Consider the following 25,382-nt stretch of genomic DNA (forward strand, 5'->3'; position numbering starts at 1 on the left):
TTAAGCTCCCTTTACGGCCGCAACGATTTTTTGAGCAGCATCATCTAAATCATCAGCAGGAATAACATTCAAACCACTGTCCTTAATAATCGCTTTACCCTGCTCAACATTTGTGCCCTCAAGACGGACAACCAAAGGAACTTTTAATCCAACGTCTCTCACAGCAGCAACCACACCTTCAGCAATAACATCGCAACGCATAATACCACCAAAAATATTAACCAAAATGCCTTTAACATTTGGATCAGCAGTGATAATTTTAAAAGCGGCTGTTACCTTTTCTTTTGAGGCTCCACCACCAACATCAAGGAAATTTGCTGGTTCCGCTCCATAAAGCTTAATGATATCCATTGTCGCCATAGCAAGACCTGCACCATTGACCATACAACCAATTGTGCCCTCAAGAGCAACATAAGCAAGATCATGCTTTGATGCTTCAATCTCTTTCGGATCTTCTTCTGAAAGATCGCGTAACTGCAAAATATCGGGATGACGAAACAAAGCATTATTATCAAAAGAAACTTTTGCATCAAGAACACGCAAATGACCATCTTTCATCACAATAAGCGGATTAATTTCAAGAAGGCTCATATCTTTTTCACAAAACACCTTATAGAGAATTGGAAACAGCTTTTCCCCATCTTCTCGTGCACTATCGCGTAATTCTAATGCATCACAAAGCCTTGTACAATCAGCAGAGGTAACGCCCTGTAGAACATCAATGGGTAGAGTTAATATTTTTTCTGGTGTTTCTTCAGCAACTGTTTCAATATCCATTCCCCCTTCCGTTGAAACAACGAAGGAAACCCGACCAACTGTACGATCAACCAAAAGCGAAAGATAAAGTTCCCGCTCAATATCGGCACCATCTTCAATATACAGGCGATTAACCTGTTTACCCTCTGGACCCGTTTGTTTTGTTACCAAAGTGTTACCAAGCATTTCTTGAACATTTGCAACAACCTCTTCAACGGATTTTGCAAGCCGAACACCACCCTTTGCCTCAGAGCTAAGTTCTTTAAACTTACCCTTACCACGACCACCAGCGTGTATTTGACTTTTCACCACATAGAGCGGCCCAGGCAATTTTTTTGCCCACTGTTCTGCTTGTTCTACAGAATAAACAGCAATACCGTTTGCAATTGGCGCTCCATATTCATGAAGCAGACGTTTAGCCTGATATTCATGGATATTCATACATTTGTCCTTTTCTTTTACGGATTATTTTATTAATCATCAAATTCTAATATTTTAAATACTCTGTTTTAATGAACAGAACCCTACGCAATTCATTTGAGACTAGGTACAATAGAAATACAAGCTTCACAGAGCTTTTGCACCGCATTTACTGAATGCTCAAAAGCATCTCTTTCTTCTTTATCAAGATCAATTTCTATAACCCGTTCAACACCACCGGCACCAAGCACAACAGGAACACCGACATAGGTATCATTAACCCCGTATTCACCTGAAAGATAGGCCGCAACAGGCACAACACGCTTCGTATCCTTTAAATAGGCTTCAGCCATAGAAACAGCAGAAGCTGCTGGTGCGTAGAAAGCGGATCCTGTTTTTAGCAAACCAACGATTTCTGCCCCACCATCACGGGTCCGTTGGATAATTTGATCAATTCTTTCTTGTGTTGTCCACCCCATCTTGACAAGATCAGGCAAAGAAATACCACCAACTGTTGAATAACGCACAAGAGGCACCATTGAATCACCATGCCCTCCTAAAACAAATGCTGTCACATCTTTAACAGAAACCTTAAATTCCTCAGATAAGAAATGACGAAAACGTGCGGAATCAAGGACACCAGCCATACCAATCACTTTATGTGTAGGAAGACCGGAAAATTTCTGCAATGCCCATACCATGGCATCAAGGGGGTTGGTAATACAAATAACAAACGCTGAAGGTGCGTATTTTTTAATCCCATCACCAACTTGTTCCATCACTTTTAAATTAATACCTAAAAGATCATCTCGGCTCATGCCTGGCTTTCGTGCAACACCAGCCGTTACAATAACAACATCAGCACCTTCAATTGCTTCATAAGCATTTGCACCTTTTAAATTGATATCAAAACCATCAACAGGTGAAGATTCAGCAATATCAAGAGCTTTCCCCTGTGAAATACCTTCTGCGATATCAAATAAGACAACATCAGCGAGCTCTTTAAGTCCAATAATATGTGCTAAAGTGCCCCCGATCATACCTGAACCGATGAGAGCTATTTTTTTTCTTGCCATTTTATTTCTTCCTAACATTAAAAAACTCAGTGCATATCTATCAGCATCACTACGCTGAATATTTCTTTGATCTTAGCTATATTTTCAATAACATCAACAAAAAGAGAAAATATGAAACTTACCAAATTTTTCTTTTCACAAAAGCAATAATTCCCCATAGAAACAATATTAGAAAATTACCATGAAGTATCGATAAAGTGAATTTAAAAAAAACACAACAGAATTATCACAATTCTTTTACGCGTAAAGAGTTATTGTTCTTATGGTTTACATAAAGATAAAGTTATGTTCAACTTTCCCCCTTTAAAAGAAAATGTTCTGCCCAAAGTTTCAAATAATCCTGGCTTTGCATTTCAAAAAGACGTGATTGTGTTCTTTTAAACTCAAATGTCTCCGTTGTCTGAGCTCGTCCCTTATATAGATTTTCAAGGACATCCGCCGCTGACATAAATAATCTTATGTGGCGTTCATAAAGAATATCAATGAGTAAAATAAACCGTTTTGTTTCATTGCGACATGTATCATCCATGACAGGAACATTATCGACAAAAATCGTGTGATAACGCTCCGCCAATGCTAAATACTCAGCTGCTGCCAAGGGCTTTACACATAAATCGCGATAGTCAAAACGTGCACATCCTTCACCAGAACGTGGAACATGAATAAAACGCCCTTTTAAAGTAAGTTCATCAGAAGTTTCTTTTTGCCCTTCTAGCACCAATGCCCAAGCTTGATCCATGTGCTCATTTGCTTCCAACCCTAACGGTGTTATATACACATGTTGTAGATTTGATTTTTCAAGACGATAATCTGTTTTAGCGTCAAGATTGACAATGCGAACATGTGCTTTCAAAACGTGAATAAAGGGCAAAAAAAGCTCTCGATTTAAACCATTGTAATAAAGATTATCGGGAGCAACATTTGAAGTCGCAATAAAGAAAACGCCTTTATCAAACAAAGCCGAGATGAGACGTCCCAACACCATGGCATCAGCAATATCTGTTACACTAAATTCATCAAAACAAAGCACCCGAGCCTCTTGTGCAAGATCTTCAACAACAGCTAAAATAGGATTATCTTTTCCAGCTTTTCCAGCTTTTCCATTTATTGACGCCTGACGGTAAAAATTAATGCGTTCATGCACATCAGCCATAAAATCATTAAAATGAGCACGCTTTTTACGTTCTTTTGGCAAACAAGAAAAGAACAAATCCATAAGCATGGTTTTGCCTCGTCCTACTTCACCATAAATATATAACCCCCGTAAGGAATCATCCTTTTGCCTTGAACAACGAAAAAAATTTTGTTTTTTCTTCTTGAAAAAGTGCCAAAACAGCCAAGGACGCGAAACATTTTGTTCCATAATATCTTGTAATAAATGATCAAAATGCTCAGCTAAAGCCAATTGAGCAGGATCAAAACTGATTTCTCCTTTATATACCAACTCCTTATAACGCCTTGACACTAAAATCATCCAAACAACCTTTATAACCCGTTTTCAATGAAAGAGACGCGCTTTTGTCATAAACCAGTGTCTATATTTTAAATTTTTCATAACAGGACAAAAACAATCTAACGGCTTAAAATAACGGGACGATCATCAATTGTACGTCCCTCAAAACGATCAATATTGGAAGAATAAAGGGCAACAATAACGCGTCCTGCATTATTATAGAGATATAATCTTTTTCCTTTAACAGCCCACGAATTTACTTGAGAAATGATTCCCGGACAATGTAAAGGACCAGCTCGGTATCCTTGGCCAAATTTTGTTTGTGGCGTTGCAATTCGGCAAACTTTACCATCCATAGAGAGATTCCACACTCCAGCAATACTTGCAGGAAACAAATCAACAGCACTACTTGGCAATTCGAGACTAGCCATTCGCCCATCGCTTTGAGAATCTCCTTTCTCATACATTGAAACCTCTGCTGTTTCAGAAGAGGAATAATAAGAAGAGGAAGGATCAGGCATCACTTCTGTTGGCATTTCTTGAAGTGGATAAAAAACTTCTGCTGTGTTATTATTATCGCTTCTATCAAATCGCGATGTTAAACATCCCCCTAAGAACATAACCATTGATATTGCAATGAAAGACGAATTTTTAAAAAATGGCATATCTATACTCTTTCCCATAACTAAATAAATTCACTCAAAGAATAGGTGAACATGTGTTATATGGCATTTTACAAAGATAAATTAATAAATTTAAAAAATAGGATAAAAATAACTTATTTTAAGTAATAAATAATTTTCTGCCATCAATTTTATGATTATTTCATGATTAAGTACTAGAAATTCATAATATTTTCAGCCATATATCTTTTGTAGCAATCATTAAAAATAGAGAAATTTCATGAAAACGCCTTTCAGTAAAATGAACGGTCTTGGTAATCAAATCATTGTTATTGATATGCGTAAAAGCACACATTCGCTTACACAGCAAGCAATATTTGCTTTATCGGCAGATCCTCAAACGCATTTTGATCAAATTATGGCTATTCATACATCAACTAAAAAAGAAGCCAATTTTCGTATTGAAATATGGAATGCGGATGGTTCAATAGCTAAAGCTTGCGGTAACGGTACCCGTTGCGTAATCGCATGGCTCACAGATCACAATCTTGGTGAAACTTTTCAATTGGAAATGCCCACTGGAATTATTGAAGGTAAACGCCGAACGGACGGACTGATCTCTGTTGACATGGGGAAGCCCAATTTCAATGCAAAAGAGATGCCTGTTTCACGTGAAATAGTTGATACCAATCACGTAGAAATCACTGCTGGTCCTTTAAGAGATGCTTGCCTTGTATCCATTGGTAATCTTCATGCTATTTTTTTTGTTGAAAATGACATTCAACAGATTCCATTAGAAATCTATGGAGCAAAACTTGAACATGATCCTCTTTTTCCAGAACGCTGTAATATTTCTATCGCTTATGTCTCGTCAAAGAAAAGCCTAAATTTACGTACATGGGAGCGAGGCGCTAGATTAACACAAGCATGTGGTAGCGCTGCTTGCGCAAGTGCGGTAGCTGCTTATCGACGTGGACTCACAAAACGCCATATTGATGTGAATTTACCAGGGGGAATGCTTAATATTTTTTATCGAGAAGATGATCACATTATCATGACAGGTCCAATCAAATATGAATTTAGTGGTTTTTTAAACCCTTTAACAGGGAGTTACAAAAAGGATCTCTCTTGATGACAATAGAAATTGTAACTTTTGGTTGTCGATTAAATAGCTACGAATCGGAAATCATACGCAAAGAAAGCTCTTCCTCGGGACTAGATAAGCTTAAAGACGGTGCCATTATCTTTAATACCTGTGCTGTCACAGCTGAAGCTGTACGACAAGCAAAACAAGCTATTCGCAAAGCAAGACGTGAAAATCCTCATGCCCGCATTATTGTAACAGGATGTGCGGCACAAACAGAAGGGCAGAATTTTGCCTCAATGTCAGAGGTTGATCTTGTTTTAGGGAATGAAGACAAGCTTCATGCACATTCTTACCGTCAACTTCCTGATTTTGGCATCAATCATTCTGAAAAATTGCGTATTAATGACATCATGGAAGTAGAGAAAATTGCTCCACACATGGTAAGTGCAATGGAAGAACGTACCCGTGCCTTTGTACAAGTACAAAATGGATGTGATCATCGCTGTACTTTTTGCATTATTCCCTATGGACGTGGGCCATCACGTTCAGTTCCCATGGGGGCTGTTATTGAACAAATTAAACAATTGATAAACAATGGTATCCAAGAAGTGGTTCTAACAGGTGTAGATCTTACAAGTTATGGCCACGATCTCCCTGGAAAAGTTACTCTAGGAAAACTAACTTCGAGTATTTTACACCACGTTCCTGATTTGCCTCGATTACGCCTTTCATCAATCGATTCTATTGAAGCAGATGAAGAACTCCTTAATCTTTTAGCCTATGAAAAAAGAATAATGCCACACTTACATTTATCCTTACAAGCTGGCGATAATATGATACTTAAAAGAATGAAACGGCGGCATTTGCGCGAACATGCAATTCAATTTTGCCAAGATTTACGTGCCAAACGTCCTACAATGGTTTATGGTGCTGATTTAATTGCTGGTTTTCCAACCGAAACAGAAGAAATGTTCGAAAATAGTCTCTCTTTAATTCATGACTGTAATTTAACACATCTTCATGTCTTTCCTTTTTCTCCAAGAGAAGGAACACCTGCTGCGCGTATGCCTCAAGTCAACCGTAGAGTGGTTAAAATGCGTGCAGAAAGATTACGCAAAGCAGGTGATGAGGCGTATAAGAAACATCTTGCTCACTTACAAAATAGTCAACAAACAATTCTTGTTGAAAAAGATGAAATTGGACGAACAGAAGATTATACTCTTGCACAAATTAAAGGTGTAAAAGCTGGAACTATTGTTCAAGCCCTTATTGTTGATCATGATGGTGATAAATTGATTGCTGTCCTTCCAAAATTGAATGCCGCTTGATCAGGAAAAAACTTTATGAAAAAATCTTTTATCAAAAAAATATTCTCTTTTAACAAATCTAAACAACAGGAAAGTGAACGTGTTTCCATTCCTCATGAAGCAGATACGACACAAGAAAGTGAATATAAAAATAAAGACATAAAAAACGATCAACCCTCTATAGAGAGAGAACAAGAAGAACAGGTAGAAAATCAAAAGGCAACACCTGAAAATTGTGATGAGGAAACTCCATCTTTTGCACCACATTCTGGAAAAATAATTGTTACAGATACAATTAGTGAAAAAAGAAACGAAGAATTTTCATCTGAATCTTCTGCTGAACAGAAAAAAACAGCGTGGTTTGGACGTCTAAAAAAAGGATTAGCCCTTTCTTCACAACGCTTAAGCGGGTCGATTGGAGACCTTTTTGTTAAAGGGAAACTTGATGAAGAAACCTTACAAGAATTGGAAGATATTCTTATTCAAGCTGATCTTGGTGTAGAAACGTCCACGCGGATTACTGATATTTTGGCTTCTAATCGTTATGAGAAAAATTTATCTCCAGATGACATTCATACCATCATAGCTGACGAAATAAAAAAAGTATTGGAACCTGTTGCAATTCCACTAGAACTTGACCTTAATCATAAGCCTCATGTTATTTTACTCGTAGGTGTAAATGGTACTGGAAAAACGACAACTATTGGAAAACTTGCGGCAAAGCTCACCGCAGGAGGATTAAAAGTTATGCTCGCTGCTGGTGATACATTCCGCGCTGCTGCTATTGAACAACTCCATATTTGGGGTGAACGCACAGGATCTCCTGTTATTTCAACCAAACTAGGAGCGGATGCTGCAAGCCTAGCATTTGATGCTTATGAAAAAGCAAAAAAAGCAAACAGTGATGTCTTGATTATTGATACAGCTGGACGTCTACAAAATAGAACAGAGTTGATGGATGAATTGGCAAAAATTATTCGTGTTTTAGGTAAACACTCTCCCCAAGCACCTCATACAATTCTTCAAACACTTGATGCAACAACTGGGCAAAATGCGCTGAAACAAGTAGATATTTTCCGTAATATTGCTGGCGTTAATGGTCTTATCATGACAAAGCTCGATGGTACAGCACGGGGAGGAATTCTTGTTGCCATTGCAGCAAAATATAAATTACCCGTTTATTTTATCGGCATAGGAGAGAATATAGAGGATCTTCAACCTTTTTCTGCTTCTGAATTTGCCGAAACCATTGCAGGAAGACACGCATGAAAAAAACTTCATTTAAACCTCATTCGCATAATAACTTCAACTCAAAGAAGACCAATGACAATCAAAAATCTTCTCTTTCACCCACCCTTAAATTTTTCTTAGAAATGGGACCATTGGTTATTTTCTTCCTTGCTAATTACAAGGGAGAGTGGTTGATAAATAATATCGGGATTTTTAAAAATTTTAGTAAACCTATTTTCCCTGCAACAGCTATTTTCATGGTAGCAATCATAGTTGCACTAAGCTTATCATGGGTTTTTGCACGAAAAATTCCCATAATGCCTCTCATCTCAGGAATATTCGTTCTTGTCTTTGGATTTTTAACTCTTTGGCTTCATAATGACACTTTTATCAAAATGAAACCAACAATCATTAACAGCTTATTTGCTCTTATTCTTTTTGGTGGCATGCTTTTTAAAAAACCACTTTTGCGTTACGCCCTTGATTCTACTTTAAAACTTGATGATTTAGGATGGCAAAAACTCACATATCGCTGGGCATTTTTTTTCGTGTTTCTTGCTCTTTTGAATGAAGTTGTTTGGCGTAACTTTAGCGATAACTTTTGGACGAGTTTTAAAGTATTTGGTGTTATGCCCATAACGGTTGTTTTCATGATTACTCAGATGCCTCTTATCATTAAACATTCAGAGGGTCTTTTTCCAGAAAAGGATAAATCTAATTCTTAAAACAATACCTTCATTACTATAAATTATTTTGTAAATTTATCGACATTACATCATTTATGGAGGGAATATGTGTTAATTGAACAGTTTGTCTGTCGAGAAGATAATTTTGGTGTACTCATTCATGACGAAAAAAGCGGTTACACAGCAGCAATTGATGCACCGGAAAGTAACGCGATTCAAAGAGCCCTAAAACGCCGCAATTGGACGCTTCAAACTATTTTTATCACGCACCATCATTATGACCATGTAGCAGCACTGGAAGAGCTAAAACAAATTTATAAAGCTGTAGTGATTGGACCGGAAACAGAGAAAGAAAAAATCAATCATCTTGATCAAACACTTCAACCTGATGAAAAACTTCTCTTTGGTACGTGCCCGCTTTTAGCTCTTTCAACACCTGGTCATACTTTAGGTGCATTATCTTATTATTTTCCTGAAGAAGGTGTTCTTTTTGCTGGAGACACACTTTTTTCATTGGGGTGTGGACGTCTTTTTGAAGGAACACCTTTACAGATGTTAAACTCCTTAAAAAAACTTCGTCAGCTTCCCGATGAAACACTTCTCTATTGTGGTCATGAATACACAAAAAATAATGCTCTTTTTGCATTAACAATTGACCCACACAATCAAAAACTCCGTCAAAGAGTCGAAGAAGTTTTGTTATTACACACAAAAAACGCAATGACTTTACCAGTAACCTTAGGACAAGAAAAAGCTACTAATCCCTTTCTTCGCTGGGATAGTAGCACGCTGCGAAAAGAACTTGCAATGGAAAATCACACAGACGAAGAGGTCTTTGCTGAAATCCGAAGAAGAAAAGATAATTTCTAGTTATGTTAAGGTTTGTATACCACTTGTTTTTTCTTTTTGTTTTATACACCAAAATGACAATAGCAAATGAAAAAACAATGCGTTTGATTTCCCATATATTCTAGAAAATTATATCTTAACAGAAGATTTTCTCATAAGAATGGAACAAATTGAAAAAGATTGTAAAAATTTACCACCAGAGAAGTCAACAACATCCCATAAGAGTTATGAGAATAATCTTAAGATTTTATGGCTCTTATTTCTGATCAACCAAAACTTATGGCTCTTTTAAGAAAAAATAATATTACACCAAGAGATTTTGCTCTTGGCAATTTGGCAATTCAGGCAACAGTAACAGAACTTTTAAATGAATCCTCCCCTAGAGATTTTAAAAGAGAAGGTTTTTCTTCTCCTGAAAAAAATTCTGTATTTTAAAGTAATTTAGAATTTGGTAAAAAATATTTATATAGAATGCTCGTTATTTTAAGAGGAAGTTGTAAATAGCTTATCTTTTCTTAGACAATAAATTTAACTTTGCAAACGTCGACAAATATCATCCAATTGCTCTAACGAAGAATAATGTATTTTTAGATCACCACCTTTTTTACCATGCCGGATAATGACCTTCATTCCAATAACATCTGCAAGTAATTTTTCTAAAGATTTTGTTTCTGTATCTTTCTCCACAATAGTTCTTTTTTTGACTTTAGGATTTGCCTGTTCATAGGCAAGTATTTCTGTCTGACGTACAGAGAGCCCTTCACGAATAATTTTTTCAGCCAATTCTTGCGGATTATCGACAGTGATAAGACAGCGTGCATGGCCTGCTGAAAGTTGCCCATCCGTCAAAAATTGCTGCACTTTTTGTGGAAGCTTTAATAAACGAAGCGTATTAGCAACATGACTCCGGCTTTTTCCAATGACTTGTGCTAAATCGGCTTGCGTATATCCATGTTCATTGAGTAAAATTTCATACCCCATTGCCTCTTCGATAGGATTAAGATCGGCACGTTGAACATTTTCAATAATAGCCAATTCTAAAGCTGTTTTATCATCTACATCGCGAACAATGACTGGTAATTTGCTTAAATTTGCTCGTTGTGCCGCACGCCACCGTCTTTCTCCAGCAATCAATTCAAACCGGTGAGGATGATCACGTGAGGGTCTCACAATAACAGGTTGAACAACACCGTGTTGGCGAATTGATTGTGCTAAATTATCAAGTTCCGAATCGGTAAAATGGCGTCGTGGGTTATGCGGATTGCATGAAATAGATTCAAGGGGAACAAATCTTTCAGAAACAGGGGATGCTGTAGTTGGATCCGTAAATTTGTCAGTATTTGATGAACGTGTAAAATCATTATTTAAACTGATATCCCCAATTAATGCTGCTAATCCACGACCCAGTCTTTTTTTTGATTGATCATCATTCATAGTTTTTCTCTTTGCGTTTTCTTATAAAAATTATTTTTACATTTTTAAGCAGCAGCATGTGCTTGTTTTTCGCGTTGAATGACTTCCGAAGCGAGACGCAAGTAAGCCTGACTACCAGCACATGTTAAATCATAAAGCAATACTGGTTTACCAAAAGAAGGCGCTTCTGATACCCGCACATTTCGTGGAATAACAGTACGATAAACTTTATCTCCCATAAAAGAGCGCACATCTTGGACAACTTGATTCGAAAGATTATTCCGTCCATCATACATTGTGAGAACAATACCCTGAATTTCTAGAGATGGATTCAGAACAGATCGCACCTGTTTTACTGTTTCAAGCAATTGACTTAATCCTTCAAGTGCTAAAAATTCACACTGCATAGGCACTAAAACAGAATCAGCAGCACCCATAGCATTAAGTGTGAGAAGATTAAGAGACGGAGGACAATCAATGAGAATATAACTGTATTTTTTTTCCATCTTCGGATCATCACAGAGGGCTTTACGCAATCGTTGAATGCGATCTTGTGAGGAAGCAATTTCCATTTCCACACCTAAAAGATCAAGTGTAGAGGGGACAATATGGAGATTTGGAACAGCTGTTTTTAAAGCTGCTTTTGTGACTGAAATTCCTGAAATAAGCACATCATAAGAAGATAAAGGACGGCTATTACGATCAATTCCCAATCCTGTACTTGCATTCCCTTGCGGATCAATATCCATAATAAGAACATTTTCGCCAATAGCTGCTAAAGCTGTTGCAAGGTTAATTGCAGTGGTCGTTTTTCCGACTCCACCCTTTTGGTTTGCAATAGCGATGATCCGTGTTTCGCTCATTTTGCTTTACCCTCTATATGATCGAACATGAGAAATTTCTAAGATAACAGAATTTTCATCAATTTTACTTTTATGTTTTAGCAGATCAAACTGCCAATTGGCAGAGGCATTTTTTATTTCTGTAGCGTAATCCCGACCTTTTTGCAAAAGAGCTATTGTTTTTTTTGTTAATAGCGGAAAAATAAGCTGTAGAAGAGCATCAAGAGAGGCTAATCCTCGCGCTGTTATAATCTCTGGCATATCTATTTTTTTGTATACATCTTCAATTCTACAATGATAAACTTTTGCTGGAAGATTAAGTTGAGCAATAACTGTTCGCAAAAAAGCGACTTTTTTTCCATTACTCTCAACAAGATCAATATGCCCTGTTTTTTTTTCTTTCAGAAAAATAGCAATAACGATTGCGGGAAATCCACCACCTGATCCAAGATCACACCAATGCAAAAAATCACTGTATAATGGATAAATTTGCGCACAATCCAAGATATGGCGTGTCCATAGAACTGGTATTGTCGCATGAGATACCAGATTAATATGCGAATTCCACTGCGTAATTAAATTTTCAAATTGTATTAAATTCTCCATCGTTTCACGTGAAACAGAAGGAACAATATTTAAGAGTGCTTGATATTTTTGTTCTATAGAAATATCCATTAAGCTGATTTAGCCTTTTCGCGTCGTTGACGTTGAATATAGGTAATAATAAGAGATAATGCTGCTGGTGTCATCCCATCAATTTTTTGAGCATCCGCGATTGAACGTGGTGAGAGTTGTTGGATTTTAGTCTTCAATTCATTTGAAAGACCTGAGATTGATTGAATATCAAGAGAAGAGGGTATCTCTAGACGTTCATCACGCTGAAGAGAAGCTATATCTTGTGCTTGTCTCTCTAAATAAACTGCATATTGTGCTTCAATTTCTAAGGATTCAACAGTTTTAGAGTCAATGGATTGTAATTGTGGCCAAAATTGTGAAAGACACTCTATGGTTATATGAGGATAAGCTAGAAAATCATAAGCAGAGCGCCGAACCCCATCTTGATTGACTTGTAATCCATAAGCAGAAGCTTCCTTAGGAGTTAAAAAAAGCGCCTGGCATATTGATCGTGCTTGATCAAGACGCTGTTGTTTTTGTTTATAACAATCCCAACGCATTTTACTCACAATACCCCATTGTTGTGCTAAAGGTGTCAATCGAACATCAGCATTATCAGACCGCAAAGACAAACGAAATTCAGCACGTGATGTGAACATTCGATAAGGCTCACAAACGCCACGTGAGACTAAATCATCTACCATAACACCAATATAAGCTGTAGAACGACTTATAAGTATTTCCTCTAATTTACCGACTTTACGTGCGGCATTTAATCCAGCTAAAAGACCTTGTGCCGCTGCTTCCTCATATCCTGTTGTACCATTAATTTGACCTGCTAAAAACAATCCTGGTAAACAGCGTAACTCTAATGTTTTCTTTAATTGTTGTGGATTAACAAAATCATATTCAATAGCATAACCAAGTTGTAAAACCTCAGCATTTTCCAAACCTTCAATAGTTTTCAAAAAAGAAATTTGTACATCTTCAGGAAGAGAGGTAGAAAGACCATTTGGATAAACAGTATCATCATCTAACCCTTCAGGTTCTAGAAAAATTTGATGTCCGTCACGTTCGCCAAATTTAACAATTTTATCTTCAACAGAAGGACAATAACGTGGTCCTAATCCTTCAATATTCCCAGAATATAAAGCAGATCTATGAATATTTTCACGAATAATTTGATGTGTTTGCGTATTTGTACGTGTTATAGCACATTCAATTTGTGGTTGTTCAATTTTTTCTGTTAAAAGAGAAAAGGGAACGGGATCTTGATCAGCTTGCTGTTTTTGAAGAGACTCCCAATCAATTGTTTTTTTACTAAGACGTGCAGGCGTTCCTGTTTTTAATCTTCCAAGATTTATATTATAACTTTTCAAACGTTCAGCAAGTTGTACACTTGATTTATCCCCCATACGACCAGCAGCCCATGTTTTATCACCAATATGAATAAAACCATTTAAAAATGTACCTGTTGTTAAAACAACAGCACCAGAAAATATTTTTCCTTGATTTTTTAAAACAACCCCTGAAACACAATCATCTTTAACAATAAGATCAACAACTTCATCTTCAATGAGAATGAGATTATCTTGTTCTTGTAAAAAATTTTGTATTGCTTTTTTATAGAGTTTTCTATCGGCCTGTGTACGAGGTCCTCTTACTGCTGGACCTTTACGTCGATTAAGAAGTCTAAATTGAATTCCAGCTGCATCTGCTGCTCTCCCCATGAGACCATCCAATGCATCAATTTCACGAACCAGATGCCCTTTTCCAAGCCCCCCAATAGCAGGATTACATGACATTGTTCCTAATGCTGATATTTTATGTGTAACAAGAGCTGTCCGTGCACCAACACGGGCTGAAGCTGAAGCTGCTTCACAGCCTGCATGACCACCTCCAACAACGATAACATCATAGAATTGCATCAAAATTCATTCCATAAATAACCATTTTAAAGTTTCACGTGAAACAAGATATAAAATACATAATCTTTGAGATGTGTCTATTTAAATAATCAATGTTTCACGTGAATCATTATTTACCAACACAAAATTCTGAAAAAATAATATCAAGCAAATCTTCAACATCTATATCTCCAGTAATTTTTCCAAGAAAATCACTCGCACGACGAAGATGTTCTGCACGTAAACTTAAATCAAGGGAAGTATAATGCACAGAAGCCTCAATTTCTTTAACAGCCTCTTTTAATAATTGAAGCTGTCTTTTACGTGCTGGTACAAGATTTCCAATTTCAGAAGCACGACGTGAACAAAATGACTCCAGTTCCTTAATAAAATCATCAAAATTTAAACCCGTTAAAGCAGAAAACTGTATAAAAAAATTCTTCCCATTTTTTTTATAAAGATCAAGCTTATTACCAACACGCCATATTTCAGCTGATGTTTCTGGTAAATTAACCTCTTTTGGATGACCTATATCATAAACTAAAACAACCAAATCAGCATCCTTAACATGCTGCTTAGCAACTTCTATTCCTAATTTCTCTATTCTATTTTCTGTCTCTCTTAACCCAGCAGTATCGGTTAAAAAAACAGGTAAACCACCAAGAACCAACCTCATTTCTAAAGCATCACGCGTCGTCCCTGCTTCTTCTGTCACAATCGAAACAGGTCTCCCAGCCAAACGATTCATAATACTTGATTTTCCAGAATTTGGAGCACCAGCAATAACAATTTTCAACCCATCACGCAAAATACTCGCGCGTTCCCCTTCATCAATATGTTCTCTAAGAGAAACACAAAGATGTTCCATATCTTTCCAAATTTTATCAGATATCGCATCAGGAATATCCGCCTCATCAACAAAATCAAGTTCTGCTTCAATAAAGGCACGTGCTTTCATAAGTTTATGACGCCAATCACGATAAAGCGCTGTTAAACGTCCACTTGTTCCCATAATAGCTAAACGTCGCTGACTTTCTGTTTCTGCTTCTATTAAATCAGCAAGACCTTCTGCTTGAACAAGATCTAATTTTCCCTCCATAAAGGCACGACGTGAAAACTCACCCGCTTCTGCAAGACGACATCCAGAAAATGTAGATAATTCATCAAGAAAACGATTAACAACAGCTTTTCCTCCATGTAAATGAAACTCTGCACAGTCTTCCCCTGTAAAACTATGAGGAGCAGGAAAAAAAACAGTTAAAGCAGAATCTAAAAAACTGCCATCACGAGCAGTAAGATTTCCATAATGCATATATCGCGCTTTAGGTAAACAACCACAAAGCGTCTTAACAATATTCACAACATGAGGACCAGAAAGCCGAATAACTGCTACCCCTGAAGGTAACAACCCACTCGAAACAGCAAAGATTGTATCCACAGGATATATCCTAAGCTAAAAACTTAATGTTTTTATGTATTCATTGAATCAAAAAATTCACTATTGTTTTTCGTCTGTTTTAATTTATCAATTAAGAATTCAATCGCATCAGTTACATTCATGGGTGTCAAAATACGACGAAGTACAAAAATCTTATGTAAATCTTGCCGTGCAACCAAAAGCTCTTCCTTACGTGTTCCAGATTTCAAAATATCCATAGCTGGGAAAATACGCTTATCAGCAACCTTACGATCAAGAACAATTTCTGAATTACCTGTTCCTTTAAATTCTTCAAAAATAACCTCATCCATACGACTACCAGTGTCAATCAAAGCCGTAGCAATAATGGTTAAAGATCCACCTTCCTCAATATTACGTGCAGCACCAAAAAAACGTTTAGGACGCTGTAGCGCATTTGCATCTACACCACCTGTTAAAACTTTACCTGATGAAGGAACAACCGTATTATAAGCACGTCCGAGGCGCGTAATAGAATCGAGAAGAATAACAACATCACGCCCATATTCAACAAGGCGTTTTGCTTTTTCAATAACCATTTCAGCTACTTGAACATGACGTATTGCGGGTTCATCAAAAGTAGAGGAAACAACTTCTCCTTTTACGGAACGCTGCATATCAGTAACTTCTTCTGGTCGTTCATCAATCAGAAGAACAATGAGGTAACATTCAGGATGATTAGTCGTGATAGAATGGGCAATATTTTGAAGTAAAACCGTTTTTCCTGTTCGAGGAGGTGCGACAATTAATCCTCTCTGCCCCTTTCCTAATGGAGATATTAAGTCAATGACCCGTGATGACATATCCTTCTCGGTAGGATTTTGTATTTCCATTTGAAAACGTTCATTTGAGTAAAGAGGCGTAAGATTATCAAAATGAATTTTATAACGAATTTTTTCAGGATCTTCAAAATTGATCGTATTAATTTTAAGAAGGGCAAAATAACGTTCGCCTTCTTTTGGGCTCCGTATAGGACCTTCAACCGTATCACCTGTTTTTAAAGAAAAAGACTGAATTTGCGCAGGAGAAAGATAAATATCATCAGGTCCTGGAAGATAATTGGCATCAGCAGATCGCAAAAATCCAAATCCATCTTGTAAAACTTCAACGACTCCTTCTCCAATAATTTCTACATCTTGTGAAGCGAGTTTTTTTAAAATAGCAAACATTAATTCTTGTTTGCGCATCAAAGAAGCATTTTCAACTTCTAATGTTTCAGCAAAAGAAACAAGTTCAACGGGATTTTTACTTTTAAGTTCTTGTAGTTTCATTTCTTGCATGAAATACGCTCTTTAACTGATGGGGGAATTGTCCTTAGAATAAACATGAAAAAGATAAAGAATGAAATATTCTTATAAGAAAACGAGATTTTACACTCAATTTTTTTAATCTGCAAGCATCATTTACACGAATTATTATTTTATGATGTTAAGTAACTTTATAAAAAAACAATTATATAAATTACATTATAAAATATTACTTTTAAAATAACTAAATTTTAAATCAACTCCCATAAGAAATTATATAATTTATTTTATATCATGAGTAAATTCATATTATATGATTATTTTTGTTTTTTTATATTTTTATAATAAATTATAGATTATAAAAGAGGATTTTTATTATTTATACCTGTGTTTAATGTGAATTATTAATTATACTTTTTTATCCTCAATTTTATACACAAATGTAAAAGAAAAAAAAACATTTATAACATGACCTTAAAGGCATTATCCCCGTTATTTTAATATAAGAGGAAATTCAATTATCACAACTATTCAATTTGTGTATAAAAAGAGAAATTTTTCGCTAAATTTTAATCTTACAAAAAAAAGCGATTATATATACACATCTGTTAACAAGGAGTTAAAATTTTTGTGACAAAAGAAAAAAAATCCTTTCATTTACATATGCTTTCTGATGCAACAGGAGAAACATTAATCTCTGTTGGAAGAGCGGTTGCATCACAATACACGATGTGTCATGCCACAAAGCATATCTATCCTATGATTCGTAATGAAACACAGTTGCAAAGAGCTCTTGATGAGATACAACAAGAACCTGGTATTGTTCTTTACACAATTATTGATAAAAAAATTAAACTGCTTCTTAGAAGAAGATGTGAACAAATAAAAGTTCCCTATATTGACATATTACATCCTGTTCTCGATGCTTTTCAGTCTTATCTTGGAACGCCAACAAATTTACGCGCGAGTGCGCAGCATGATCTCAATGCAGATTACTTTCGTCGTATTGATGCATTGGATTTTACAATAGAGCATGATGATGGACAGTCTTCTAATAATTTATCAGGTGCAGATGTGATACTTGTAGGAATTTCAAGAACCTCTAAAACACCGACCAGTATTTATTTAGCAAATCGGGGAATAAAAACAGCGAACATCCCTCTTATTCCGGGGATTGATTTACCAGAAGCCGTTTTAGAAGCAAAAAATGCTTTGATTGTTGGTTTAATAGCTTCAGCTGAAAGAATCTCACATGTTCGTCAAAATCGAGATTTGGGAGAATGTTCTACCATTGAAAGCTACACGGATAGAATCAGCATAGCTGAAGAATTGACCTATGCAAAACGCATTTGTGAACGTTTTGGTTGGCCTATTATTGATGTCACAAGACGCTCTATTGAAGAAACAGCTGCTGCTATATTTGAACTTTTGTCACGATTCCGTGAAGGAAAATGAAAAAAATGATAGAAAATACGTTAATATTAGCATCTCTTAGTTCTTATCGTGCACAATTATTGAAAAAAGCAGGTTTAAACTTTTTCATTGAAGGCGCTTCCTTTGATGAAAGAGAAATAGAAAAAACAGCAGAAACAAAAGATCCTAAAAAATTGAGTTGTTTTCTTGCAAGTGCAAAAGCAAAAAATGTTTCTGATCGCTTTCCTAATGCTTTAGTCATTGGTTGTGATCAAGTGCTTGATTTAGAAGGACAAGTTTTTCATAAAGCTACAAATAAAGAGCAAGCACATCAACGTTTACGTGATTTATCAGGAAAGACACATTCCCTTCACAGTGCAGTGGCTTTATTTCAAAATGGTCAAGAAATTTGGAGTGAAGCCTTTAGTGCACATATGACAGTCCGTTCTCTTTCATCAGAGTTTATTGAATATTATTTAGCACGTGTTGGGATAGATGTTTTAAACAGTGTGGGAGTGTATCAAATTGAAGGGGAAGGAATCCAACTTTTTGAAAAAATTGATGGAGATTTTTTTACTATTATTGGTTTACCTTTATTGCCTTTATTAATAAAATTACGGCATTTAGGGGTTATTGATGATTGATGTGACAACAAAGTGTAAAAAAACAATTTTTCCACGTGCTTTTGTTGTTGGTACACCTATTCACCATTCAAAATCGCCAAAAATACACAATTTTTGGCTTAAACAATATGATTTGCAAGGTGAATATTTGGCTCAGGAAGTAGCTCTTGGAAAATTTGCGGATTTTTTTACATCTATACAGAGAAGAGGTTTTTGTGGGGGAAATGTTACTTTACCCTATAAACAAGAAGCTTTTCATTTGGCAGATTATAAAGACAATGTAGCAGCGATAATTGGTGCTGTTAATACACTATGGTATGAAGGAAATAAACTTTGTGCAACCAATAGTGATGCCTATGGTTTTAGTGCCAATCTTGATGATTTTGCCCCTGGGTGGGGGGGTGAAACAGCACTTGTTTTTGGTGCGGGCGGTGCTGCCCGCGCGATCTTATATGCTTTAAAAAAACGTGGATTTGAACGGATTTTATTGCTTAATCGTACAAAACAACGTGCTGATGATTTAGCCGAGCATTTCGGGAAACCTGTTGAGGTTCATAATTGGTATTGTTCTGATGAAGTACTTTACCAAGCTGATTTAATTGTTAATACGACTTCGGTAGGTATAACAAACTCCCATGAAAAAAAAAGTGATTCTTTCTTTTGTGATTTTCATAAAGCAAAGACAACTGCATTAGTAACAGATATTGTTTATACACCATTGATAACGCCTTTTTTACAACAAGCGAAAACGTGTGGTTTAAGGATAGTAGATGGACTTGGTATGCTTTTACATCAAGCTGTTCCTGGTTTTGAACGGTGGTTTGGAATAAGGCCACAGGTAACAAAGGAACTACGAACAGCAATTTTAAAGGATATGGGTGAAGAGATAGGATGAAAATTATAGGATTGACCGGATCAATCGCTATGGGAAAATCAACAGTTGCTGATTTTTTTAGACAAGCTGGTATTTCCGTTTTTAGTGCTGACGATGCAGTACATCAACTTTATAAGAGTGAACCAACCTTATCACTCATAGCGCGTGCATTTCCTAGTGTTATCGAAAATGATAAAGTTAATCGTGCAAAGCTTTCTGAGATTTTGATTAAAGATCATAAAAAATTACAAACATTAGAAAAAATAATTCATCCTTTGGTACAAAAGAAAGAGAAAGAGTTTATTAATATAGCCCGCCAACGGGGAGAAAAATTAGTTGTTCTTGATATTCCACTTCTTTTTGAAACAAATGGTGAAAAACGTGTAGACAGTGTTGTTGTTGTTTCTGCACCATCAGCAATACAAAAACAGCGTGCTATGATTCGCAAAAATATGAATGAAAAAAAATTTTCTTTTATTAATGCGAGGCAAATATCCGATGAAAAAAAACAAGAACGTGCTCATTTTGTCATTGATACAGGAAAAGATTTAGAGAATACACGTCAACAAGTTTTAAACGTGATAAAAAATTTACTAAAGAACTGAAGTTATGCGTGAGATTATTTTTGATACAGAAACAACGGGTTTAGATAAAGAGAAAGACCGCATAATTGAAATCGGTTGTGTGGAGATGGTTGATCGTTATCTTACAGGACGTCAATTCCACGTTTATTTGAATCCACAAGGTGTTATTATTCCTGATGAAGTTGTAGCAATTCATGGATTGACCAATGAACGTTTGAAGAATGAAAAAAGTTTTAGCGATATTGTTGATGAATTTTTGGAATTTATCAATGGTGCAATGATGATTGCACATAATGCGAGTTTTGATATTGGCTTTCTTAATGCAGAATTAAGCCGAGTAAATAAACCGCTTATCAGTGTTGATAATATTCTTGATACATTGGCTATGGCACGGCGTAAATTTCCTATGGGCCCAAATTCTTTGGATGTTTTATGCAAACGTTTTGGAATTGATAATAGCCATCGTGTTCTTCATGGTGCTTTGCTTGATGCGGAAATTCTCGCCGATGTTTATATTGAACTTATTGGTGGAAAACAGGGTGTATTGGGTTTTAATAACAAAGGGGGTGTTGATGAAAATACTCAGAATGACAAAGACACTCTCTACGCAGTGAAATCCCGTCCACAGGCTTTACCTTCAAGATTAAGCGTACAGGAAAGAAGGATGCATACTGATTTTATTAATAAAATGGGTGAAAAGGCTTTGTGGAATGACTTCAAAATTCCTGAATAATTTTTCTCTCTTTTTTCTGAGAAGACTCTTTAAAAAACTTGAAAGAACAAAATCTCCAAAAATAAGGTCGTTGTGGGGAGGGGAACACCACAACGACCAAGTCGCTACATTGTACCTCAGCTATCATAGGAGGAGCAAAATGAAAGCTATTATATCCTGTAACAGCAAAGAAAAGCTCTAGGTACTCAAATAATGCAACGAACTCATGCTTTATGAAAAGAAAAAATGGCTTTTTAGAGGCAACTCGATAAATTTTTAAATGCAGAGTAAAAAAATGTATAAAAGTGCATTATTTTTTGATTGAAATGGAGAAAATGAATTTGTCATGAAAGCAACAGATCATCTTTTTTTGGTTGATGGATCGGGTTATATTTTCCGTGCTTACTATGCTTTGCCGCCTTTAAAGCGCAAAAAGGATGGGCTTCCTGTAGGAGCTGTCGCTGGTTTTTGTAATATGTTGTGGAAATTGCTCTGTGATGCACGAAATACAGCTACAGGCGTTGTTCCAACGCATTTTGCTGTTATTTTTGATTATTCATCTGATACATTTCGCAAACAAATTTATCCACAATATAAAGCGAATCGAGAGACTCCTCCTGAAGATCTTATTCCTCAATTTTCTTTAATACGCCAAGCGACAAAGGCTTTTAATTTACCTTGTATTGAAAAGGAAGGATTTGAAGCGGATGATTTGATTGCTACCTATGCACAACTGGCAACAAAGATTGGAGCAAAAACAACGATTATTTCTTCTGACAAAGATCTTATGCAATTGGTCAATGGGCACGTATCCCTGTATGATGGAATGAAAGATAAGCATATTGGTGTTTCTGAAGTTGTAGAAAAATGGGGTGTTACACCTGAAAAAATGGTTGATTTACAAGCTTTGATAGGAGATCCAACAGATAATATCCCTGGTATTCCTGGTATTGGCCCCAAAATTGCAGCCCAATTGTTAGATCAATTTGGTAGTCTTGATCTTTTGTTGCAGCGTGTATCAGAAGTTAAGCAAACAAAACGACGTGAGAATATTCAAGCCTATAGTGAGCAGGTACAGATTTCTCGTGAATTGGTTCGGCTTAAAACAGATGTGCCTATCAACGATAATTTAGATGATTTTATTTTAGAACCGCAAGATGGTCCGCGTTTAATCGCTTTTCTTAAAGCTATGGAATTTACAACATTAACACGTCGTGTAGCAGAGGCAACAGCATGTAATGCAGCAGTTATTGATGCACTCGATATAGATGTTGAGTGGGATAATTCTACACAAGGGTTGAACAAAGAACAAGGATTGGACAAAGATATTGAGAAAGCTGAAAGAGAATCTCTTAATTTTTCTGAAAACTCTCCACAATTTTTAGCACAGACACGTAAAGATCAAGCGCTAACTCAAAAAATTACAAGGGATGCTTACACGACTATTCTTGATGAAGAAGCTTTGCAAGAATGGTTGTCAGAAGCACAAGAGCAAGGTTTTTTCGCTTTTGATACTGAAACAACGTCACTTGATCCTATGCAAGCAAAGCTTGTTGGTTTTTCATTAGCATTACAGCCGCAAAAAGCAGCCTATGTTCCTCTTGAACACATTGAAGGGGGAGATGATCTTTTAGGGGGAGGGCGTATCGTTGAACAGATTGAAACACAAAAAGCTTTAGCACTTTTAAAACCGATATTAGAGAATCAAGCAGTGTTAAAAATTGGTCAGAATATAAAGTATGATTGGTTGGTGATGAAACAACATGGCATTGTGATACGCTCGTTTGATGACACCATGCTTTTGTCATATGCTTTAGATGCTGGAACTTTAACACATAATATGGATGATTTATCGCAGCGTTGGCTTGGACATAAACCGATTGCTTACAAGGATTTAACATATAATGGGAAAAAAATTACTTCTTTTGCACAAGTAGATTTAAAACAGGCAACCCTTTATGCTGCTGAGGATGCTGATGTAACGCTTCGTTTATGGCAAGTTTTAAATCCACAGCTTGTAGCGCAAAGAATGACAAAAATTTATGAACGGCTTGATCGTCCACTGATAGAAGTTCTTGCTAGAATGGAAGAACGTGGGATTCTGGTTGATAGGCAGATTTTATTGCGTCTTTCAGGAGAATTAGCCCAAGCTGCTTTTGTTCTAGAAGAAGAAATATATCAGTTAGCTGGTGAAAAGTTTAATCTTGCCTCACCAAAACAATTAGGTGATATCCTCTTTGGCAAGATGGGTTTGCCTGGAGGCACTAAAACCAAAGGTGGTCAATGGTCGACCTCTGCTCAAGCCTTGGAAGAATTGGCTGCTGATGGTCATCTTTTGCCCCGTAAAATTATTGATTGGCGTCAACTTGCAAAACTAAAATCTACTTATACAGATGCTTTGCCTTCTTACATTTTGCCCAAAACAGGGCGTATTCATACGAATTATTCTTTAGCAATAACATCAACGGGACGTTTATCATCATCGGACCCTAATTTACAAAATATTCCAGTACGAACAACAGAAGGACGGAAAATACGAGCAGCTTTTATTGCTCCAAAAGGGCATATGCTCCTATCGGCTGATTATAGCCAGATTGAATTGCGTATTCTTGCCCATATAGCCAACATTACGGCATTAAAAGAAGCTTTTGCACAAGGTAAGGATATTCACGCTATTACAGCATCGCAGATGTTTGGTGTTGCGATAGAGGATATGCATTCAGATATACGCAGACGTGCAAAAGCGATTAATTTTGGCATTATTTATGGTATTTCAGCTTTTGGTTTAGCCAATCAGTTGGGACTTTCGCGACAAGAAGCAAGTCGTTATATTCAACTTTATTTTGAACGGTTTCCAGGCATTAAAGACTATATGGAGGCGACGAAAGAATTTGCGCGTCAAAATGGTTATGTAGAAACAATTTTTGGACGACGTATCCATTATCCAGAAATAAAAGCAGCGAACTCACAGGTGCGTGCTTTTAATGAACGGGCAGCTATCAATGCACCGATTCAAGGATCAGCGGCAGATATTATTCGCCGTGCCATGATTCAAATGGAAGATGCTTTGGAAAAAGAAAAACTGTCAGCAAAAATGTTGCTACAGGTACATGATGAATTGATTTTTGAAATACCGGAAAATGAGAGTGAAAAAACCATGGCTGTTGTTAAAAAAGTTATGGAAAATGCTACAATGCCGGTCCTTTCTTTGTCTGTACCACTTGAAGTAAAGGTAATGGTTGCACAAAATTGGGATGAAGCACATTAATTTTTTCCACTTATTTTGTTTTTAAGAAGTGTCATTGCATTGGCGAGATCAAGATAAGCTTTGATAGGCAAATGATCTGAGGCAATGCGTGCAAGTGGTGAAGAATGGTTCTCAATATTTGTCACCAATTGATGAGGAAAAGCAAAAATTCTATCAAGAGCGAGAAAAGGAAAGCGAGAAGGAAAGCTTGGCACAGTTCTAAGTGTGCTGTCAAAATAAGGAGAGAAATGATTTAAAGACGAGCCTTTTCCCATTCGCCATTCATTAAAATCTCCAATGATGAGTGTGGGCATAAGAGGGCGTTTTTGTAAAAGTGCAAGAAGTGTCTTTGTTTGTTGGTTACGGGAATGGCGTAATAATCCAAAATGAGCAGCAATAATACGAATAAAGCAGGCATCATCCATCTCCAATTCTACAATGACAGCGCCACGTGGTTCAATACCGGGAAGAGTGACTTGTAAGATATCACGGACACGTCCTTTTCGCACAAAGAGAGCATTACCATGCCAGCCATGACCGTAAGGTGACATGGGATTCAAAGGCACTCGAATCAGTCCTGTTTTGTTTTTTAACAGTTGAAGATCAATTAAGCCTACGCGTTCACCAAAACGTTTATCAACTTCTTGAAGGGCGAGGATATCTATTTGCAATTCGGCAATAACGTTTACAATACGAGTAGGGTTAAAAACCTTATCAACACCTATGCATTTATGAACATTATAAGAAGCAACAGTAAGATCATAATGGTTGTTTTTGTTGTTTCTATCTGACCTATAATAAGAACGGTTGTGGAGTGCTTTTAAAAGAGAGCCATGAAGCTTTTTCTGAATAAATGCTGTGAACCAGGGAAGTTTCTGCTTATAAGGCATCTTTATCATTTTATGGGTAAGATTACCTAAGAGGTAAAGAATAAATGCTGGTATTAAAAACGAAAGAACCTT

23 protein-coding genes are annotated in these 25,382 nt (G+C 36.5%); 12 read left to right on the top strand and 11 right to left on the bottom strand.

What is annotated here, in order from left to right:
• From sucC to LNM86_RS12005, 4 genes are all read right to left on the bottom strand, one after another.
• Nucleotides 1-1,197, bottom strand: coding sequence for an ADP-forming succinate--CoA ligase subunit beta (gene sucC / locus LNM86_RS11990; protein ID WP_241437839.1), 1,197 nt, complete (start codon nt 1,195-1,197; stop codon nt 1-3).
• Nucleotides 1,198-1,289: 92 nt separating this feature from the next.
• Complete coding sequence (mdh, locus tag LNM86_RS11995) at nt 1,290-2,252, bottom strand: malate dehydrogenase (protein ID WP_241437840.1); 963 nt, start codon at nt 2,250-2,252, stop codon at nt 1,290-1,292.
• Nucleotides 2,253-2,541: 289 nt separating this feature from the next.
• Nucleotides 2,542-3,726 carry a cell division protein ZapE gene (gene zapE, locus LNM86_RS12000; RefSeq protein ID WP_241437841.1) on the bottom strand — a complete coding sequence of 395 codons (1,185 nt, stop codon included), beginning with the start codon at nt 3,724-3,726 and terminating at the stop codon, nt 2,542-2,544.
• Nucleotides 3,727-3,824: 98 nt separating this feature from the next.
• Nucleotides 3,825-4,370, bottom strand: a complete 546-nt coding sequence (locus tag LNM86_RS12005) for an AprI/Inh family metalloprotease inhibitor (RefSeq protein WP_241437842.1) — start codon at nt 4,368-4,370, stop codon at nt 3,825-3,827.
• Between the two features lie 238 nt (nt 4,371-4,608).
• Between LNM86_RS12005 and dapF the strand changes: the two genes are divergently transcribed.
• The 6 genes from dapF (at nt 4,609) to LNM86_RS12035 (ending at nt 9,922) form a co-directional block, all read left to right on the top strand.
• Nucleotides 4,609-5,460 (top strand): diaminopimelate epimerase, encoded by an 852-nt coding sequence (gene dapF / locus LNM86_RS12010; RefSeq protein WP_241437843.1) that lies wholly within the window; start codon nt 4,609-4,611, stop codon nt 5,458-5,460.
• On the top strand, nt 5,460-6,743 hold the full coding sequence (mtaB, locus tag LNM86_RS12015) for a tRNA (N(6)-L-threonylcarbamoyladenosine(37)-C(2))-methylthiotransferase MtaB (protein WP_241437844.1): 1,284 nt from the start codon (nt 5,460-5,462) through the stop codon (nt 6,741-6,743). The genes dapF and mtaB overlap by 1 nt, the downstream gene beginning before the upstream one ends.
• Before the next feature lie 15 nt (nt 6,744-6,758).
• On the top strand, nt 6,759-7,991 hold the full coding sequence (gene ftsY, locus LNM86_RS12020) for a signal recognition particle-docking protein FtsY (protein ID WP_241437845.1): 1,233 nt from the start codon (nt 6,759-6,761) through the stop codon (nt 7,989-7,991).
• On the top strand, nt 7,988-8,677 hold the full coding sequence (locus tag LNM86_RS12025; protein WP_241437846.1) for a septation protein A: 690 nt from the start codon (nt 7,988-7,990) through the stop codon (nt 8,675-8,677). The genes ftsY and LNM86_RS12025 overlap by 4 nt, the downstream gene beginning before the upstream one ends.
• Before the next feature lie 69 nt (nt 8,678-8,746).
• Complete coding sequence (gene gloB, locus LNM86_RS12030; RefSeq protein WP_241437847.1) at nt 8,747-9,508, top strand: hydroxyacylglutathione hydrolase; 762 nt, start codon at nt 8,747-8,749, stop codon at nt 9,506-9,508.
• Nucleotides 9,509-9,736: 228 nt separating this feature from the next.
• A complete protein-coding gene (locus LNM86_RS12035; protein WP_241437848.1) occupies nt 9,737-9,922 on the top strand; it encodes a hypothetical protein in 186 nt (61 codons plus the stop codon).
• Between the two features lie 93 nt (nt 9,923-10,015).
• Here LNM86_RS12035 and LNM86_RS12040 read toward each other — a convergent pair whose 3' ends face one another.
• From LNM86_RS12040 to rho, 6 genes are all read right to left on the bottom strand, one after another.
• Nucleotides 10,016-10,921, bottom strand: a complete 906-nt coding sequence (locus LNM86_RS12040; RefSeq protein ID WP_241437849.1) for a ParB/RepB/Spo0J family partition protein — start codon at nt 10,919-10,921, stop codon at nt 10,016-10,018.
• Nucleotides 10,922-10,965: 44 nt separating this feature from the next.
• On the bottom strand, nt 10,966-11,763 hold the full coding sequence (locus LNM86_RS12045) for a ParA family protein (protein WP_241437850.1): 798 nt from the start codon (nt 11,761-11,763) through the stop codon (nt 10,966-10,968).
• A gap of 6 nt (nt 11,764-11,769) precedes the next feature.
• A complete protein-coding gene (gene rsmG / locus LNM86_RS12050) occupies nt 11,770-12,417 on the bottom strand; it encodes a 16S rRNA (guanine(527)-N(7))-methyltransferase RsmG (RefSeq protein ID WP_241437851.1) in 648 nt (215 codons plus the stop codon).
• Nucleotides 12,417-14,285 carry a tRNA uridine-5-carboxymethylaminomethyl(34) synthesis enzyme MnmG gene (gene mnmG / locus LNM86_RS12055; RefSeq protein ID WP_241439019.1) on the bottom strand — a complete coding sequence of 623 codons (1,869 nt, stop codon included), beginning with the start codon at nt 14,283-14,285 and terminating at the stop codon, nt 12,417-12,419. Before mnmG ends, rsmG begins: the two co-directional genes overlap by 1 nt.
• 109 nt (nt 14,286-14,394) lie before the next feature.
• Nucleotides 14,395-15,702 carry a tRNA uridine-5-carboxymethylaminomethyl(34) synthesis GTPase MnmE gene (mnmE, locus tag LNM86_RS12060; RefSeq protein WP_241437852.1) on the bottom strand — a complete coding sequence of 436 codons (1,308 nt, stop codon included), beginning with the start codon at nt 15,700-15,702 and terminating at the stop codon, nt 14,395-14,397.
• A gap of 32 nt (nt 15,703-15,734) precedes the next feature.
• Nucleotides 15,735-17,000, bottom strand: coding sequence for a transcription termination factor Rho (gene rho, locus LNM86_RS12065; protein ID WP_241437853.1), 1,266 nt, complete (start codon nt 16,998-17,000; stop codon nt 15,735-15,737).
• A gap of 597 nt (nt 17,001-17,597) precedes the next feature.
• Between rho and LNM86_RS12070 the strand changes: the two genes are divergently transcribed.
• The 6 genes from LNM86_RS12070 to polA all read left to right on the top strand — a co-directional run bounded on the left by LNM86_RS12070 (nt 17,598) and on the right by polA (nt 24,441).
• Entirely contained in the window at nt 17,598-18,422 is an 825-nt protein-coding gene (locus LNM86_RS12070) for a pyruvate, water dikinase regulatory protein (RefSeq protein WP_241437854.1), read from the top strand.
• Nucleotides 18,423-18,427: 5 nt separating this feature from the next.
• Nucleotides 18,428-19,024, top strand: a complete 597-nt coding sequence (locus tag LNM86_RS12075; RefSeq protein ID WP_241437855.1) for a Maf family nucleotide pyrophosphatase — start codon at nt 18,428-18,430, stop codon at nt 19,022-19,024.
• Nucleotides 19,017-19,898 carry a shikimate dehydrogenase gene (locus LNM86_RS12080; protein ID WP_241437856.1) on the top strand — a complete coding sequence of 294 codons (882 nt, stop codon included), beginning with the start codon at nt 19,017-19,019 and terminating at the stop codon, nt 19,896-19,898. Before LNM86_RS12075 ends, LNM86_RS12080 begins: the two co-directional genes overlap by 8 nt.
• Nucleotides 19,895-20,482 carry a dephospho-CoA kinase gene (coaE, locus tag LNM86_RS12085; protein ID WP_241437857.1) on the top strand — a complete coding sequence of 196 codons (588 nt, stop codon included), beginning with the start codon at nt 19,895-19,897 and terminating at the stop codon, nt 20,480-20,482. Before LNM86_RS12080 ends, coaE begins: the two co-directional genes overlap by 4 nt.
• A 4-nt stretch (nt 20,483-20,486) precedes the next feature.
• Complete coding sequence (gene dnaQ / locus LNM86_RS12090) at nt 20,487-21,194, top strand: DNA polymerase III subunit epsilon (RefSeq protein ID WP_241437858.1); 708 nt, start codon at nt 20,487-20,489, stop codon at nt 21,192-21,194.
• 325 nt (nt 21,195-21,519) lie between these two features.
• A complete protein-coding gene (gene polA / locus LNM86_RS12095) occupies nt 21,520-24,441 on the top strand; it encodes a DNA polymerase I (RefSeq protein WP_241437859.1) in 2,922 nt (973 codons plus the stop codon).
• On the opposite strand, the gene LNM86_RS12100 is transcribed toward polA, so the two are convergent.
• Nucleotides 24,438-25,319: an endonuclease/exonuclease/phosphatase family protein gene (locus LNM86_RS12100; protein WP_241437860.1), complete on the bottom strand. Its 882-nt coding sequence runs from the start codon at nt 25,317-25,319 to the stop codon at nt 24,438-24,440. The genes polA and LNM86_RS12100 overlap by 4 nt on opposite strands.
• Nucleotides 25,320-25,382 lie beyond the last annotated feature (63 nt).

It is taken from the genome of Bartonella machadoae, assembly GCF_022559585.1.
In the GTDB taxonomy this organism is placed as follows: Bacteria; Pseudomonadota; Alphaproteobacteria; order Rhizobiales; family Rhizobiaceae; genus Bartonella; species Bartonella machadoae.

Bases quoted from the DNA above. Each gene is read 5' to 3' on its own strand.
- sucC (WP_241437839.1), bottom strand. From the start codon at position 1,197: ATGAATATCCATGAATATCAGGCTAAACGTCTGCTTCATGAATATGGA.
- mdh (WP_241437840.1), bottom strand. From the start codon at position 2,252: ATGGCAAGAAAAAAAATAGCTCTCATCGGTTCAGGTATGATCGGGGGC.
- zapE (WP_241437841.1), bottom strand. From the start codon at position 3,726: ATGATTTTAGTGTCAAGGCGTTATAAGGAGTTGGTATATAAAGGAGAA.
- LNM86_RS12005 (WP_241437842.1), bottom strand. From the start codon at position 4,370: ATGCCATTTTTTAAAAATTCGTCTTTCATTGCAATATCAATGGTTATG.
- dapF (WP_241437843.1), top strand. From the start codon at position 4,609: ATGAAAACGCCTTTCAGTAAAATGAACGGTCTTGGTAATCAAATCATT.
- mtaB (WP_241437844.1), top strand. From the start codon at position 5,460: ATGACAATAGAAATTGTAACTTTTGGTTGTCGATTAAATAGCTACGAA.
- ftsY (WP_241437845.1), top strand. From the start codon at position 6,759: ATGAAAAAATCTTTTATCAAAAAAATATTCTCTTTTAACAAATCTAAA.
- LNM86_RS12025 (WP_241437846.1), top strand. From the start codon at position 7,988: ATGAAAAAAACTTCATTTAAACCTCATTCGCATAATAACTTCAACTCA.
- LNM86_RS12035 (WP_241437848.1), top strand. From the start codon at position 9,737: ATGGCTCTTATTTCTGATCAACCAAAACTTATGGCTCTTTTAAGAAAA.
- LNM86_RS12040 (WP_241437849.1), bottom strand. From the start codon at position 10,921: ATGAATGATGATCAATCAAAAAAAAGACTGGGTCGTGGATTAGCAGCA.
- LNM86_RS12045 (WP_241437850.1), bottom strand. From the start codon at position 11,763: ATGAGCGAAACACGGATCATCGCTATTGCAAACCAAAAGGGTGGAGTC.
- rsmG (WP_241437851.1), bottom strand. From the start codon at position 12,417: ATGGATATTTCTATAGAACAAAAATATCAAGCACTCTTAAATATTGTT.
- mnmG (WP_241439019.1), bottom strand. From the start codon at position 14,285: ATGCAATTCTATGATGTTATCGTTGTTGGAGGTGGTCATGCAGGCTGT.
- rho (WP_241437853.1), bottom strand. From the start codon at position 17,000: ATGCAAGAAATGAAACTACAAGAACTTAAAAGTAAAAATCCCGTTGAA.
- LNM86_RS12075 (WP_241437855.1), top strand. From the start codon at position 18,428: ATGATAGAAAATACGTTAATATTAGCATCTCTTAGTTCTTATCGTGCA.
- LNM86_RS12080 (WP_241437856.1), top strand. From the start codon at position 19,017: ATGATTGATGTGACAACAAAGTGTAAAAAAACAATTTTTCCACGTGCT.
- coaE (WP_241437857.1), top strand. From the start codon at position 19,895: ATGAAAATTATAGGATTGACCGGATCAATCGCTATGGGAAAATCAACA.
- dnaQ (WP_241437858.1), top strand. From the start codon at position 20,487: ATGCGTGAGATTATTTTTGATACAGAAACAACGGGTTTAGATAAAGAG.
- polA (WP_241437859.1), top strand. From the start codon at position 21,520: ATGAAAGCAACAGATCATCTTTTTTTGGTTGATGGATCGGGTTATATT.
- LNM86_RS12100 (WP_241437860.1), bottom strand. From the start codon at position 25,319: ATGATAAAGATGCCTTATAAGCAGAAACTTCCCTGGTTCACAGCATTT.